Origin of the sequence: Oceanobacillus zhaokaii, assembly GCF_003352005.1 — a bacterium.
In the GTDB taxonomy this organism is placed as follows: Bacteria; Bacillota; Bacilli; order Bacillales; family Amphibacillaceae; genus Oceanobacillus; species Oceanobacillus zhaokaii.
Genome location: NZ_CP024848.1, coordinates 2,945,177 through 2,961,347, shown reverse-complemented (window position 1 = coordinate 2,961,347; position 16,171 = coordinate 2,945,177). Strand labels below are relative to the sequence as shown.

Here is a 16,171-nt window from a genome sequence, read left to right as displayed (position 1 = left end):
CCAAGCGGTCTTTTGTTTTAGAAGCGGAACTACTTAAAGCTTCTGTCCATAATATTTATCTAATGAGAACCCTCTTCCCATAATTTCTGAAGCGTTGACGAAAATAACGAATGATGTTGGCACTTCCTTTTGGAGCAATTTCTTTAAATGTACTGCTTCTGGTTGTTCAGCAACACATAAGAGCATTGTTTTATCAAGATTTGAATAGCCACCAACAGAGCGTACCTTCGTTAATCCCCGATCAATTTCGTTATGAATAAGGTTTTGCACCTTTTCTTCTTCATCGGTAATAATGACAATAAGTTTCGTTGCAGATGTCCGTAATTGAACAAAATCAATTGCTTTTCCTGATATATAAATGGCCAAAAGTGCGAATAGGGTAAGCTCTAAATTAAAGACAATAATGGATAGGGCGACCACTATACCATCGACGATAAATTGTGAATAACCGCTAGAAATGCCAGTGAATTTCTTAACAATCTGAGCAATTGCGGCTGTTCCTCCAGTTGATCCATTTCCACGATAAACAATGCCAAGTCCAGCACCAAGAATGATTCCACCATAAAGAGCACCAAGTAATGGGTTTGTTACAGTTAATGGAATATCTTCACTTAGAAAGATAATGAATGGCACCCAGAATGTCCCTACGAGTGTCTTCCAACTAAATTCCTTGCCGAGTGTTAACCAGCCAATAATAAATATGGGAATATTGATTACCAGCTGTGTTATTGCAGGACTAAAACTATGCCATTCATATAAAATAGTCGACACTCCGGAAATACCACCAGCAGCAAGTTTGGATGGTAAGAAAAATATGTTGTAGGCTAAGCCAACTAAAGTTGCACCGATAATAATATAGAAATATTCAGTAATACTTTTATTGCTTTTAATAAAATTCATGTTTCATTTACCTCCAGATAACCATACCGTCTTTTACTGTACCATTCTGGAGTATCAGAGTAAATAGAGATTTTCTTTGCTGCACTATTTTAATAGTGCTGGATTAGCATGGCTGATTTTACGAAGAGGTGGAAACTCTTATCACGAAAATCATAAACTATTTTATAAGAGTAATGAAAATTGTTAGGGGAATAAAATATGGGAACAAATAATAATCAGCAAGAGGAAAACCAATTTCTGATTCTTGATAAGATAGGGCTAATTGGAAGTGTTATTATTCTGATAGGCGGTGCTATTTCCACGACTGCGCAGGCGATTAGTATTCAATTGGAACAGGAGGAAGTAGAGAAAACAAATCAAAAGGAACAGGAAAAGGATATGCTGCTGCTGGATATGCGAAATCAACTTCTTGAATTACAACAAGAAATAAAATTACTCAAGGATACCCGAAATAATCGCTTTCCCAGTTAATGGAGAAAAGAAAAAACACGGATATTAGCTATTCCGTGTTCTTTAAAATCAAAGCAACTAATTTCACTTTGAATTCAGACTGTTAATCGTTCTCTTTCCAGCATTTTTTCTGCAATTTTCTCTGTGAATTCCTTGCCAACTACAGGAACGATTGTATTCAGGAGGGGCTTGACCATTTGTCCGAGCATTCCCTTTGCAGAGATATTCAGATAACCGCTCATTTCTACTGAAAAATCAGCTAAGGTTTTTGCTTTAAAATAACCAGTTCCGATGCACATTTCGTTTAATCGTGTTATACGAAAAGCAATATGGCTCGGTTTCTTCCATTCAATGATTTCAACTTTTAGATTGATCGTTTTCTTTATCATGCCGATATCCCCGTGTAATTTCCAAATCGATTGCTGGTCATTGATGATTTCATGTTCCATATATCCTGGAACAAGAGGGGCCCAATTATTAATATCACTTATAAAATCCCAAATTCTTTCAATCGGCATTTCTAGTCTAACTTGATGCGAGCCATGTACCATTCTATTTTCCTCCTATGTAGTGTTGGTAAGTAAAAAAGACATACAAAGGTAATATATGTGTTACGGATCGTTAATAGAACATAAACATTCGATAAATACAGTATAAAAAAAATTCAATGTCGAATGATAAGCAAGAACAGGTAATGCTGTTCAATTCCCCCGAGGAGTGATCCAGGATGGCTAACGGCAATCGTAATCAATTGTTAGTGCCTAATGCGGAAAATGCAGTGAACAAGATGAAGGAAGAAATCGCCAATGAATTCGATGTAGAGCTTGGAGCTGACACAACTGCGCGTGAGAACGGATCGGTGGGTGGCGAGATGGTCAAACGAATGATCCAAATCGCTGAAGAAAGCATGGCAGGTCAAAAGCAACAATAAGTGAAATACCGTATTGTAAGAAAAATGGTGCCTCATCATGCAGGCACCATTTTTCCTATTTTTTTTAAAGGTTTACTTTACTCTTTAAATTTACCTTTTCTATCCAGTCAAAAGGATCTTCCACTTTACCATATTGAATCGCTGTAATTGTATCATATAGCTTTTGTGATAGCTCGCCAATTTCCCCATTATTTATTACAAGATGCTCACCATTCCAGCGCAGTTCTCCAATCGGAGAGATAACAGCTGCAGTACCTGATCCAAATGCTTCTTCTAAAGTTCCATTTTGATGTGCTTCATATAGTTCCTGCATGGATACTCTTCGTTCGGAGACAGGAACATCCCAATATTTTAGTAATTGTATAACAGAATCTCGTGTGACACCAGCTAGAATACTTCCGTTTAATTGTGGTGTAACAACTTCTCCATTAATTTTGAAGAATACGTTCATCGCTCCGACTTCTTCAATATATTTGCGCTCCATACCGTCAAGCCATAATACTTGTGAATAGCCTTCCTTTTCAACAATTTCCTGTGCCTTTAGACTCGAAGCATAATTACCACCTGTTTTCGCTTCACCTGTTCCGCCTTTTACCGCACGAACATACTGATTCTCAACTGCAATTTTTACTGGATTAATTCCTTCTTTGTAATAGGAACCAACAGGTGACATGATAACGATGAATTTAAAATGTTTCGATGGCGAAACACCAAGATATGGTTCAGTTGATATAATAAACGGACGAATGTAGATAGACGTTCCTTCAGTGTGTGGAACCCAATCTCTGTCTATAGCTACAAGCTCCTTAATTCCTTCGAGAACAAATTCCTCATCAATTTGTGGAATGACAAGGCGGTCATTTGAATGATTTAGACGCTGAAAATTTTTCTCAGGGCGGAATAACTGAATATCACCAGTTTCTGTACGATATCCTTTTAATCCTTCAAAAACAGATTGGCCATAGTGAAATATCATTGAAGATGGGTCAATCACAAGGGGTTGATAAGGTACAATACGCGCATCATGCCATCCGATTGGCTCTGCATAGTCCATTATGAACATATGGTCAGTAAATACTCTGCCAAATTCTAAGTGGTTTTCATCTGGTTTTTCCTTCTTGCTGTTCGTTAATTCTACTCGTATCGTTTGGTCTTCCATCTCACTATCTCCTCGTATACTGAAAGTTTTCTATATATCATAATAGATAAATTATTTGAATGCAAGCCCCTTTTTAGAAAATTCGTGTTAAATTAGTATTATGACTTTTTACAAAAAATAGCTTTGAGGAGTTGTAAGACGTTGATAAAAGCGATTTTATTCGATTTAGATGATACATTGCTTTGGGATGAGAAAAGTGTGAAAACTGCGTTTGAGCGGACATGTAAGTTTGCAAGTGAAAAACATGGAATCGATCCAGAAGAATTCGAACAAAAGGTTAGGGAGAATGCCCGTCGTTTATATGAATCCTACGATGTTTATTCATTTACACAAATGATTGGAATCAACCCATTTGAAGGTCTGTGGGGTGAGTTCAATGATGAGCAGGAGGAATTTCGCCAATTAAAGGCAATTGCACAAACATATAGAGAACAGTCATGGACCCTTGGTCTGAAGGATGTTGGGGTTAATGATTCTGAATTTGGAAGTGTGCTTGCAGATTATTTTATAATGGCTAGGAAAGAGAGTCCCTTTCTTTATGAAGATTCGTTGACCATTTTGGAACAGCTAAAGGGGAATTATAAGCTAGTATTAATTACCAATGGTTCGCCGAGCTTACAAAATTTGAAGCTAGAGATTACAGCTGAACTGGCTCCCTATTTTGACGAAATTATTATTTCGGGAGATTTTGGCAGAGGGAAACCGGATCCAACTATCTTTGAGCATGCACTTGCAGCTCTTTCGATAGATAAAGATGAAGCAATTATGGTTGGGGATAATCTGCATACCGATATTCTCGGTGCAAATCGTGCTGGAATTCAATCTGTATGGCTAAATCGGCATAATCGGAAAAGAGAAGCAATCGAACCAATGTACGAGATATCGAGTCTTTCTGAGCTGAGAAGTATTTTAGACTATTAAACAAAGAAGGAGTAATCTGCATTCAAGCGGATTACTCCTTCTAATGTCATCTTATTAAAGATCAATTGCAACTACTTCCTTGATTTCTTCTAAATTCTGCAGTTCTTCTAAAGCATCCTGCTCCAAATGCTTGTCAATTGTTAGCATCATCATCGCATTCCCGCCAATATCAGAGCGATCAACTTGCATCGTTGCGATATTAACATCATGTTTCGCTAGCATGCTGCCCATTCTGCCGATGACACCGGGTTGATCAATATGTTGAATCACGACCATATGTCCTTTTGGTGTAACATCAACACGGTAATTATCAACCTTAACAATTCGTGGTCCAAAGCCATTTAGTAAAGTTCCAGCAACAGTCCTTTGCTTTGTTTTGGTCTTGATTTCTACGCTAATTAAGTTTGTAAATCCTTTTAAGACAGACGTTTTATTTTCGTTAATTGCAATTCCATTTCTTTCAGCAAGGTATAAGGCATTTACATCATTCACATGACTTCCAAGATGACGCTTTAAAATGCCCTTCACTAAATTTCTCGTAAGTGGGGAAACATCCATATCGTATAGCTCGCCAGAATAAGAGATGCTTACCTCTTCTGCAACTTCGTTTGTTAAATCGATTAAAAATGCACCTAATTTCTCAGCTAAATCAAAGTATGGTTCAATTTTTGCGAGTGCTTCTTTTGGCAGTGATGGCAGATTGACTGGATTTTTCACCATATCCTCATTCAAAAAGCTAATAACATCATGACTAACATCAATTGCGACACTTTCTTGCGCCTCTATTGTGCTTGCACCTAAATGTGGTGTTGCAACAACCTCTGGAAGCTCCAGCAATTTATGATCCATAAATGGTTCCTTCTCAAATACGTCTAGTGCAGCGCCTGCTACTTTTCCTGATAATATTGCATCATATAGCGCATCTTCATCAATGATTCCACCACGAGCACAGTTAATAATTTGTACACCATTTTTCATTATTGAGAAAGCATCTGCGTTAATCATATGTCTTGTTTCCTTCAATAACGGAGTGTGAACGGTAATGAAATCTGCTTGTTTGATTACTTCTTCAAATGTACCGTAACCAATTCCTAATTTCTCTGCTTTCTCTTCGGTTAAAAATGGATCATATGCAACAACGTTCATTCGTTGTCCTTTCGCTCTTGCAGCAACCTCTACACCTATTCTGCCAAGGCCAACAATTCCAAGCGTCTTGTTTTTCAGCTCTACACCGACATATTTCTTTCGGTCCCATTTTTGATTTTTCAGTGCATGGTATGCTTGTGGAATATTTCTCGATAACGCCATTAGCATTGCCATCGTGTGCTCTGCAGCGGAATTGGTATTTCCGTTTGGTGCATTGACTACGATAATTCCATACTCGGTTGCAGCATCAAGGTCGATGTTATCAACGCCGACACCCGCACGTCCAATGATTTTCAAGTTTGTCGCTTTACTAATGAGTGAACGGGTAACCTGTGTTTGACTACGTACTAAAAGTGCATCAAATTCATGAATCCGCTCTTCAAGCTGTTCATTGGTCAAGCCAGTATCCATGACAATATTCACATTATCTGCCTGACGAAGCGGGTAAATGCCTTCTTCACTAAGTGGATCACTAATTAATATATTAAAACTCAAGATAAATCCCCCTGTTGTAAATAAATTTCTTGGGCAGCCTTTACTCCTTTGCCAAGATCGATTTCTTTACCAATTTTAGTTAGCCCTAGTTCGATAATGCCAATGATTTGTAACACATCAGCAATGGAGCAGTAGCCCATATGACCAATTCGGAAAATCTCCCCCTTGAGATGCTGCTGTCCGCCAGCGATGCTCAGACCAAACTCTTCTTTGATAACTTTTCTTAACTCTTCTGCTGAGAAGTCTTGCGGGTGAACGGCTGTTACAGTAGGCGATGCTGCTTGGTCACTTGTCAAGAGCGGGATATTATGTGCACTGAATGCTGCCCTTGTCATATTCTTCATAAGTTGATGTCTTGCATAAACTTGCTCCAATCCTTCTTCATCAAAAAGATTTAACACCTGATCCAAGCCGAATAAGAGAGAGGTAGCAGGTGTAAATGGTGTGGAATCCTCCTTAATGCTATCGCGGTATTTTTGCAAATTAAAATAAAAACTAGGCTGATTATTGTCTTCGATTACTTTCCAAGCGCGATCGCTAGCGGCAATAAAGGTTAATCCTCCAGGAAGCATAAACGCTTTTTGAGAACCTGTAACAAGGACATCAATACCCCATTCATCCATCTTTGTTTCAACACCAGCTACACAGGACACACCGTCAACTACAATCAGTGCGTCGGAATGCTCATGGACAACCTTTGCTAATTTGTCAATCGGATTAAGTACCCCTGTTGACGTTTCGCAGTAGGTAGTGAAGACAACGGAAACACCTGGATGCTCACGCAGTGCTTGAGTTAGTGCTTCTGGATTCGCAGCCTCTCCCCAATCAACATTTAATTGATGAACCTTAATATTAAATTCAAGGCAAATTTTACTGAAACGTTCGCCAAAAGCCCCTGTTACTACAACTAGTACTTCGTCACCAGGTTTAACAGTGTTGACAACTGCAGCTTCTAAACCTGCTGTTCCACTTCCGGCTATTATCAATACTTCTTGATTAGTACCGAAAATCGGTTTTAATCTTGGTTTGATGGATTGTAATAATTTTTTTGTCTCACTTGCCCGGTGCCCAATCATTGGTTGCCCCATTGCTCGAGTTACACTTGGCGGGATTGGACTAGGCCCAGGAATCCTCAATAATTGTTGATCTGCTAGCATTTTTTTTCGTCCCCCTGCTTTCATTACTTATAGTTGATTTATATATTATAATCGTATTATAGATGTTGTCGGTATATTTTACTAATTGTAAATTATCCTGTAATAGTGTGTAAACGCTTTATCAATTGTCATGATTGATTTAGTTTTTTTAAAAGAATAAATAGATTGAACTATTGGAAAGTTAGTCATATAATAGTTCGAAAGGAAGGTGGCAAATATTATGACAAAAGATTTACGGATAAAAAGTAATGCATTCGATGGTACGATGCGAGCACCAAACCGTGCCATGCTGCGTGCTGTCGGTTTGACAGATGACGATTTTAAGAAACCAATGATCGGGGTTGCCGATACGGAAAGTGAAGTAACACCATGTAACATACATATGGGTTCATTATCTTTAAGAGCGAAGGAAGGAGTACGTGATGCCGGGGCAGTTCCGTTTTTATTCCATACAATAACTGTTTCTGATGGAATTTCAATGGGAACACCAGGGATGCGTTATTCCCTGCCAAGTCGTGATATCATAGCTGATTCAATCGAGACAGTAGTCGGAGCGGAGAACTTTGACGGACTTGTAGCAATTGGTGGATGTGATAAGAACATTCCAGGATGTATGATTGCAATTGCTAATGCGGAAATTCCTTCTGTATTTGTATATGGTGGTACAATTGCACCTGGTAATTTGAATGGTAAGGATATTGACCTTGTTTCTGTATTTGAAGGTGTTGGTAAGCATAATAATGGTGATATTACAGATGCGGAATTAAATGCAATTGAATGTGCTGCATGTCCAGGTGCTGGTGCATGTGGTGGAATGTATACGGCAAATACGATGGCATCTGCTGTGGAAGCGCTTGGTATGAGTCTTCCAGGAAGCTCATCACATCCAGCAGAATCATCGGAAAAAGCAGTTGATTCTGAAGAAGCAGGACGAGCAGTAATGAACCTTTTAGAAAAAGGAATCTATCCAAAAGATATTATGACAAAAGAAGCATTTGAAAATGCAATTACAGTTGTAATGGCACTTGGAGGATCAACAAATGCCATTCTTCATTTGCTTGCAATAGCCCATGCAATTGAAGTTGATTTAACGATTGATGACTTTGCCAGAATTCAAACGAAGGTTCCGCATCTTGCAGATTTGAAGCCGAGCGGAAGATTCGTAATGGAAGATTTATTTAAAGTTGGTGGCGTACAAGGTGTTATGAAGTTATTGCTTGAAGCAGGCTACTTACATGGAGACTGTTTAACAGTAACAGGGAAGACTGTCGCAGAAAACTTAAGTGATGCACCGGGACTTAAAGAAGGACAAGAAATTATTGCTCCACTTGATAAACCAAAGCGTAAAGATGGTCCATTGATCATTCTAAAAGGTAACCTTTCTCCTGAAGGTTCTGTGGCGAAGGTATCTGGTGTGAAAGTAAAAGTCCACACAGGCCCTGCACGCGTATTTGATACTGAGGAAGAAGCAACAGCTGCAGTAATGAGAAATGAAATTAACGAGGGTGATGTGCTAGTAATCCGTTATGTTGGTCCAAAAGGCGGACCTGGTATGCCAGAGATGCTATCTATTTCTAGTATTCTAGTAGGTAAAGGCCTAGGAGAGAAAGTAGCATTATTAACAGATGGTAGATTCTCAGGTGGTACACATGGACTTGTTGTCGGACATATTTCGCCTGAAGCACAGGTCGGTGGTCCAATTGCATTTCTAAAAGAAGGTGACTTAGTAACGGTTGATTCAGAGAATAAACTATTGAACTTCAATGTTTCAGAAGAAGAATTAGAACAACGTCGCGCTGGCTGGGTTGCTCCACCTTTATACAAAAAAGGCGTCCTAGGTAAATATGCACATAATGTTACAAGTGCATCACGGGGTGCTGTAACCGATTATTTAAATAGAGACTAAGTGACATTTCTAAATAACTCCAAGGGTTCATACTTGGAGTTATTTTATTTGATATGCGATATATTGCATATTTTTGGTTTTGAGCAGGAGGAAGTAATTATAGTGTCCTGATGTATTGTTAATGTAAAGTATGAAATCACCGATAAGAATTTTATAAGAACTTAAAACGTATAACCTATCAAGAAAAATAAATATCTACGCTCGTGGATGAACTCCAATAACACAATAAAATCACAAATTTTAACTAAAATTCAGATTGTAACAATTTTTTAATAATTTTCTGTTGAGTCGCGAATACCTTATTATATTAGCGATGTAAACGCATCCAATATATTGCAATTTGTTGTAACTATCAAAAAACTTTAAAAAACCTATTGACCCGCGTCCGAAAACGTTATATGATTAATCGCAATATAAAGTATTCGAAATCATTCATACTTTAATAAACAATTTCGTACATTTAAGTAACAATTAAGATTTAAGGATGAAAATAAAATAACGACGAACTCGATGACGGGATAAAAGGAATAAGTAACGTGTATTTACAGAGATCTAGGGTTGCTGGAAGCCTAGAAGTACATATTATTCTGACATCTTCCCTGAGTGCTAAGCTGAACGGTATTTTCCCATTAGGTTTGGCCAGGTGCAATTATTGTACCTGTTATCAATGAGGCTACTTGGTAGCCTTATGAGGCAGTATTCGTAAGGATACTGTAAACCTGGGTGGTACCGTGAAAAGAAGACTCTTTTCTCCCCAATTATTTCTGGACATATGCAGATTTATGGGGGGAGTAGGGTCTTTTTTTATAGCAAAAAGACTGCACTACAGCAGCTTGTTAACTCATTACTCCCGTAAAGAAGGAAATTCACAGAGGATAAAATGAAGGAGGTAGTAAAAATGAAGATGGAAGCAAAACTCGAAACACAATCATCGAAAAAATTAAAAACAGGTGCAGATCTATTAATTCAAACGTTGGTTGATGCTGAAGTCGATACAATCTTTGGGTATCCGGGTGGTGCAGTATTACCGATTTATGATGCACTCTATCGCAGTGAGGCACCATTTCAGCATATTCTGTCACGACATGAGCAAGGTTCAATCCATGCAGCAGAAGGATATGCTCGTGTCACTGGGAAACCAGGAGTTGTCATTGCTACCTCGGGTCCTGGTGCAACAAATCTAGTGACAGGCATTACCGATGCGATGATGGATTCCTTGCCACTCGTTATTCTTACAGGTCAAGTTGGTAAAAGCGTTATCGGTACAGATGCATTCCAAGAGGCAGATATAATCGGGATTACAACCCCGATAACGAAATATAATTATCAGTTAAGCAATATTGCTGATATGCCAAGAGTCATCAAAGAAGCTTTTCATATTGCTTCAACAGGACGTCCCGGACCTGTAGTCATCGATATACCAAAAAATATTTCTGAAGTATTAACAAGTGATGAATATGACAGCGACTTTTATCTTCCTGGATATCAACCAACTATCAAGCCAAATGCATTACAAATTTCGAAGCTGGCAGAGGCGTTAAGTCATGCTAGCAGACCACTAATCTTGGCAGGTGCAGGTGTATTATTCGCTAATGCATCAGAGGAATTGAAGGCACTGGCAGAGGATTACCAAATACCAGTCACAACAACCTTGCTTGGCTTAGGAGGTTTCCCAGGATCTAATGCATTATCCTTAGGAATGGCAGGGATGCATGGAACGTATACAGCAAATATGGCAATCCAGGAATGTGATTTATTAATCAACATTGGGGCAAGGTTCGATGATCGATTGACTGGTAATATCAAGAAATTCGCTCCAAGAGCGAAGGTGGCTCATATCGATATTGATCCAGCCGAAATTGGTAAAAATATTAAGACAGATATTCCGGTTGTTGGAGATGCGAAGGAAGCAATTAATGAATTAATAAATTGTACGATTACCGTTCAAAGTCATAGTGAATGGATTGAAAAACTACAAAAAGATAAAGTGAATTTTCCGTTATGGTATGAACGATCTGATAAGTTAATTTCTCCACAATGGTTAATTGAGCAAATCGATACGATTACGAATGGCGATGCAATTGTGACAACGGACGTTGGACAGCATCAAATGTGGGCAGCACAATTTTATAATTTTAATAAACCGAATAAATGGGTTACCTCTGGGGGACTTGGAACAATGGGCTTCGGCTTCCCTGCAGCAATTGGTGCCCAATTAGGCAGACCAAATGAATTAGTAGTTGCTATAGTAGGGGATGGCGGATTTCAAATGACCCTTCAAGAACTTTCTGTTATTAAACAACGTAACCTTCCAGTGAAGGTGATCATTGTCAATAACGAAGCGCTAGGTATGGTACGTCAATGGCAGGAAAGCTTCTATGAAGAGAGATATTCGGAATCGTTATTATCTGAAAATCCCGATTTTGTGAAACTGGCAGAAAGTTATGGCATTCGCGGTGAGCTAGTATCAAGCGAGACAGATGTTCCAGAATTGCTTAAGGATATTTTCTCCTATGATGGTCCAGTAGTTGTTGACTGCCGTGTTGAAAGATTAACCGCTGTTAATCCAATGGTAGTGTCTGGTACAGGATTAGATGAGATGATCGGGGTGAAGAAATGAGAAGAATCATAACTGCAACTGTACAAAACCGCAGTGGGGTATTAAATCGAATAACCGGAATGCTATCAAAGCGTCAATTTAATATCGAAAGCATTTCCGTTGGGGCATCTGATGTAGAGGGAATTTCGAAGATGACCTTTGTAGTTGAAATAAGTGATAGCCAGAAATTAGAGCAGCTGACGAAACAATTAAATAAACAAATCGATGTATTGAAGGTTTCCGATATTACCGATAATGCAATCGTCGCAAGGGAATTAGCACTTATCAAAGTAAGCAGCAATAGTCAATTACGTGCAGAAATACAAGGGGTAATTACTCCATTCCGTGCAAGTGTGATTGATATTAGTAAAGACAGTCTAATCATCCAAGTAACAGGCAAACCAGAGAAGGTAGATGCACTCATAACCTTGCTTAGACCATATGGAATTAAAGATTTAACAAGAACAGGTGTCACAGCATTTACAAGAGGGCATCAACCAGAACAGCAAGTCACTAACATCAATTCATTTTCTATTATATAAGTTGTGTTCGCTTCTTAACTAGTAAACTTTGGATGTTCTAAGCAATTTTCAGAGTACAAACTTTTTATGTATGGTTTGTCACTATTTTAAAGAATAAAATGTCTAATTTACGCTTTGGGCACTTGGAAAGCTGGATAAAAAAGCATTGCACGCACATTCCCAGCGGAGTGTATTTCCGGAGCACTGGCCAGAGAGCGATTGTTAATCATAACTAGGAAATACAATAAAATATAAAACAATAAAACTAACAAACGAGAGGGAGATTAATATGTCAAAAGTACTTTATGAAAAAGATATTCAAAAAGAGGTATTACAAGGGAAGAAAATCGCAGTAATTGGATATGGTTCACAAGGGCATGCACATGCACTTAACTTAAGAGAAAGTGGATACGACGTTGTTATCGGACTTAGAGCTGGTAAATCACAGCAAAAAGCAGAGGAAGATGGTTTTACTGTCTATCCAGTAGCAGAAGCAGTGAGTGAAGCAGATGTAATCATGATTCTTTTGCCAGATGAAAACCAAAAACAAGTTTATGAAGAAAGCATAAAACCAAATTTAGCAGCAGGAGATGCATTAGTTTTCGCACACGGATTTAACGTTCACTTTAGCCAAATCGTACCTCCATCAGATGTCGATGTATTCCTTGTTGCACCAAAAGGACCTGGACATTTAGTACGCAGAACCTATGAATCTGGCGCAGGAGTTCCAGCACTATACGGTGTCTACCAAGATTACACTGGCAATGCTACTAAGCTTGCACTTGCTTATGCACAGGGAATTGGTGCAGGCAGAGCAGGAATCTTAGAAACTAGCTTCCAGGAAGAAACAGAAACAGATCTATTCGGAGAGCAAGCAGTATTATGCGGTGGTGTGACCAGCTTAGTTAAAGCAGGCTTCGAAACATTAACAGAAGCAGGATACCAACCTGAAGTTGCCTACTTCGAATGTATGCATGAACTAAAATTAATCGTGGATCTTCTATATGAAGGTGGACTTGAAAATATGCGCTATTCAATCTCTGATACAGCACAATGGGGTGACTTCGTATCTGGACCACGCGTAGTTAATGAAGATACGAAAGCAAGAATGAAGGACGTATTAACAGATATCCAGACTGGTAAATTCGCGAAAGATTGGATTCTTGAAAACCAAGCTGGTCGTCCACAGTTTAACGCAATCAATGCAGCAGAAAACAAACACCAAATCGAAACAGTTGGAAGGGAGTTACGTGATTTAATGCCTTTTGTAAAACAGCCAATCCAAACAAAACAAAAGGAAGTGAAGCAGCATGTCACAAATTAAAATCTTTGATACAACGCTTCGAGATGGGGAACAGTCCCCAGGTGTAAATTTAAATAAGCAAGAAAAGTTAGAGATTGCTAGACAGCTAGAACGCTTTGGAGTAGATAGAATGGAAGCAGGATTCCCTGCTTCCTCCAAAGGTGACTTTGATGCAGTAAAACTGATTGCTGATACGATTAAGGATTCATCAGTTACCGGACTTGCTAGAACGATTAAATCAGATGTTGATGCAGCATGGGAAGCTTTAAAAGGTGCTGCAGAGCCACGGTTGCATTTATTTATTGCAACATCTGAGCTTCATATGCGCGATAAACTCGTAATGACCCCAGATCAAGTAATTGAATCTGCGGTTAGCATGGTAACCTACGCGAAACAAAAATTCCCTCAAATTGAATGGTCAGCAGAAGACGCATCGAGATCCGATTTGGCATTTTTAGCTAGAATTATTGAGCAAGTGATTGATGCTGGCGCAACGGTGATTAATCTTCCTGATACGGTTGGTTATGCAACACCGGCAGAATACGGCAAAATGTTCCGTTACATTAAAAAAAATGTACCGAATATTGACCGTGTTGCATTATCCTGTCATTGTCATGATGATCTTGGTATGGCGGTTGCGAACTCGATTGCAGCGGTAGAGAACGGTGCAACTCAAGTAGAAGGAACGATAAATGGAATTGGCGAACGTGCGGGTAATGCAGCATTAGAAGAAGTTGCCGTAGCCTTAAAAATACGTTCTGATTTTTATCCATATGAAACGAGACTTCAGTTAAATGAAATCAAACGTACGAGTGACCTTGTTTCGAAATTGACTGGAATGTATGTACAGGCAAATAAAGCAATAATTGGTCGAAATGCATTCGCACATGAATCTGGTATCCATCAAGATGGTGTTTTGAAAAATGTCGAAACATACGAAATTATCACTCCGGAGATGGTTGGCGTTACATCCAATACATTATTCCTAGGCAAGCATTCTGGACGCCATGCATTTAAAGATAAAATAAAAGAATTGGGTGTAGAGCTTACAGATGAGCAACTAAAGGAAGCCTTTAACCAATTTAAACAGTTAACAGATCACAAAAAAGAAGTAACAGATGATGATATCTACACGATTATCATGGAAATTAAAACTGATTCAGCAGCTGTTAATAAGTATCAGTTGGAAATGTTCCAAGTTCAGTATGGTACAACAAATATTCCTACAGCTACAGTCGTATTGAAGACACCAGAAGGAGAAACAGTGCAAACAGCTTCCACTGGTAAAGGAAGCGTAGAGGCATTGTATCAAACATTAGACAATTTAATTCATGAGGAATTACAGTTAATCGATTATCAGATTAACTCAGTAGGTGGCGGAAAGGATGCGCTAGCTGAGTCTTATGTACAGCTGAATGTAAATGGGGAAACAATGAATGGACGGGGAGCCGCACAGGATGTCCTCGAAGCTTCTGCAATTGCATTTTTAAACGCAGTAAATCGTTATATTGTGCAGCAGCAAACCTTGATGCAAAAAGAAGTTTTGAACTGAGGAAATGGAAGGGGGTCCCATTTTATGAAGAAGAATATTGTTTTACTTCCAGGTGACGGGATTGGACCAGAAATTATGGAATCGGCAAAGGTCGTATTAAATACGGTTGCGAGTGAATACAATCACGAGTTTAATTTTCATGAGCATGCAATTGGTGGTGATGCGATTGATCGATTTAATAATCCACTTCCAGAGGAAACGATTCATGCATGTAAAGCAGCAGATGCTGTTCTTTTAGGAGCTGTTGGTGGGAAGAAGTGGGATAATAATCCCTCGCATTTACGACCGGAAAAAGGATTGTTAGGCATCCGAAAAGCACTTGGTCTTTTTGCAAACCTACGTCCAATCAAGGGATTTAATTCTTTACTCCATGCCTCTCCATTAAAAGAGGAAAAAATTGCGGGTAGCGATATTTTAATCATTCGTGAACTAACAGGTGGACTTTACTTTGGTACACCTAGTGAACGGAGAGAAAATGGAAATGTCGTTGTCGATACTCTTTACTATGAGCGACATGAAATGGAAAGAATTATTGATAAAGCATTTCAAAGTGCGATGCAAAGGAAGAAACAGTTAACATCTGTTGATAAGGCGAATGTGCTCGAATCAAGCAGAATGTGGCGAGAAATTGTCGATGAAAAGGCTAATGTTTATCCAGAGGTTGAGGTGGAGCATTTGCTTGTTGATGCTGCAGCAATGAAGCTGATTACCCAGCCAAACCATTTTGACGTCATCGTTACGGAAAATTTATTCGGGGATATTCTAAGTGATGAAGCATCTGTATTAACAGGATCCCTCGGGATGTTGCCATCTGCTAGTATACGTACAGATGGAGTCGGTCTTTACGAGCCTGTACATGGCTCAGCGCCAGATATTGCAGGAAAAGGAATCGCCAATCCATTAGGTATGATTTTATCGACTGCGATGATGCTAAGGCATTCACTTGGGCTTGAAGAGGAAGCGGCGGAGATAGAGAGAGCAGTAAATGAAACATTAGAGCAAGGCTATCATACAGCTGACTTACAATTAAAGAACGGCAAGCTTGCAGGGACAAAAGAAATAACCGATGCAGTTATCGAAAATTTAACAACTAAAAGTATTTCTAATAGTATTTGTAACATGTATGTCTGA

At 38.9% G+C, this 16,171-nt stretch carries 14 protein-coding genes; 9 read left to right on the top strand and 5 right to left on the bottom strand.

Annotated elements, in window-relative coordinates:
- Positions 1-33: 33 nt before the first annotated feature.
- Positions 34-900, bottom strand: a complete 867-nt coding sequence (locus tag CUC15_RS14970) for a YitT family protein (RefSeq protein WP_114917433.1) — start codon at positions 898-900, stop codon at positions 34-36.
- 198 nt (positions 901-1,098) lie between these two features.
- On the opposite strand from CUC15_RS14970, the gene CUC15_RS14965 reads away from it, so the two are divergent.
- Complete coding sequence (locus tag CUC15_RS14965; protein WP_114917432.1) at positions 1,099-1,371, top strand: hypothetical protein; 273 nt, start codon at positions 1,099-1,101, stop codon at positions 1,369-1,371.
- A 74-nt stretch (positions 1,372-1,445) separates the two neighbouring features.
- On the opposite strand, the gene CUC15_RS14960 is transcribed toward CUC15_RS14965, so the two are convergent.
- Entirely contained in the window at positions 1,446-1,901 is a 456-nt protein-coding gene (locus CUC15_RS14960; protein ID WP_114917431.1) for an SRPBCC family protein, read from the bottom strand.
- 176 nt (positions 1,902-2,077) lie between these two features.
- Here CUC15_RS14960 and CUC15_RS14955 point away from each other — a divergent pair, with 176 nt between their 5' ends.
- Positions 2,078-2,281 carry an alpha/beta-type small acid-soluble spore protein gene (locus CUC15_RS14955; protein ID WP_114917430.1) on the top strand — a complete coding sequence of 68 codons (204 nt, stop codon included), beginning with the start codon at positions 2,078-2,080 and terminating at the stop codon, positions 2,279-2,281.
- A 64-nt stretch (positions 2,282-2,345) separates the two neighbouring features.
- Here the strand turns inward: CUC15_RS14955 and CUC15_RS14950 are convergent, their stop codons facing one another.
- Positions 2,346-3,440 (bottom strand): branched-chain amino acid aminotransferase, encoded by a 1,095-nt coding sequence (locus CUC15_RS14950; protein ID WP_114917429.1) that lies wholly within the window; start codon positions 3,438-3,440, stop codon positions 2,346-2,348.
- A 141-nt stretch (positions 3,441-3,581) separates the two neighbouring features.
- On the opposite strand from CUC15_RS14950, the gene CUC15_RS14945 reads away from it, so the two are divergent.
- Positions 3,582-4,361 carry an HAD family hydrolase gene (locus tag CUC15_RS14945; RefSeq protein ID WP_114917428.1) on the top strand — a complete coding sequence of 260 codons (780 nt, stop codon included), beginning with the start codon at positions 3,582-3,584 and terminating at the stop codon, positions 4,359-4,361.
- Positions 4,362-4,415: 54 nt separating this feature from the next.
- Here the strand turns inward: CUC15_RS14945 and serA are convergent, their stop codons facing one another.
- Together serA and CUC15_RS14935 are read right to left on the bottom strand one after the other, a co-directional pair.
- Positions 4,416-6,002, bottom strand: coding sequence for a phosphoglycerate dehydrogenase (serA, locus tag CUC15_RS14940; RefSeq protein ID WP_114917427.1), 1,587 nt, complete (start codon positions 6,000-6,002; stop codon positions 4,416-4,418).
- Complete coding sequence (locus CUC15_RS14935) at positions 5,999-7,159, bottom strand: pyridoxal-phosphate-dependent aminotransferase family protein (protein WP_114917426.1); 1,161 nt, start codon at positions 7,157-7,159, stop codon at positions 5,999-6,001. The genes serA and CUC15_RS14935 overlap by 4 nt, the downstream gene beginning before the upstream one ends.
- 220 nt (positions 7,160-7,379) lie before the next feature.
- Here CUC15_RS14935 and ilvD point away from each other — a divergent pair, with 220 nt between their 5' ends.
- The 6 genes from ilvD (at position 7,380) to leuB (ending at position 16,171) form a co-directional block, all read left to right on the top strand.
- A complete protein-coding gene (ilvD, locus tag CUC15_RS14930) occupies positions 7,380-9,065 on the top strand; it encodes a dihydroxy-acid dehydratase (RefSeq protein WP_114917425.1) in 1,686 nt (561 codons plus the stop codon).
- Positions 9,066-9,963: 898 nt separating this feature from the next.
- Positions 9,964-11,685 carry a biosynthetic-type acetolactate synthase large subunit gene (ilvB, locus tag CUC15_RS14925; protein WP_114917424.1) on the top strand — a complete coding sequence of 574 codons (1,722 nt, stop codon included), beginning with the start codon at positions 9,964-9,966 and terminating at the stop codon, positions 11,683-11,685.
- Complete coding sequence (gene ilvN / locus CUC15_RS14920) at positions 11,682-12,206, top strand: acetolactate synthase small subunit (protein WP_114917423.1); 525 nt, start codon at positions 11,682-11,684, stop codon at positions 12,204-12,206. The genes ilvB and ilvN overlap by 4 nt, the downstream gene beginning before the upstream one ends.
- A 268-nt stretch (positions 12,207-12,474) precedes the next feature.
- Positions 12,475-13,509, top strand: coding sequence for a ketol-acid reductoisomerase (gene ilvC, locus CUC15_RS14915; protein ID WP_114917422.1), 1,035 nt, complete (start codon positions 12,475-12,477; stop codon positions 13,507-13,509).
- A complete protein-coding gene (locus CUC15_RS14910) occupies positions 13,496-15,040 on the top strand; it encodes a 2-isopropylmalate synthase (protein WP_114917421.1) in 1,545 nt (514 codons plus the stop codon). The genes ilvC and CUC15_RS14910 overlap by 14 nt, the downstream gene beginning before the upstream one ends.
- A 24-nt stretch (positions 15,041-15,064) precedes the next feature.
- Positions 15,065-16,171, top strand: coding sequence for a 3-isopropylmalate dehydrogenase (gene leuB / locus CUC15_RS14905; RefSeq protein ID WP_114917420.1), 1,107 nt, complete (start codon positions 15,065-15,067; stop codon positions 16,169-16,171).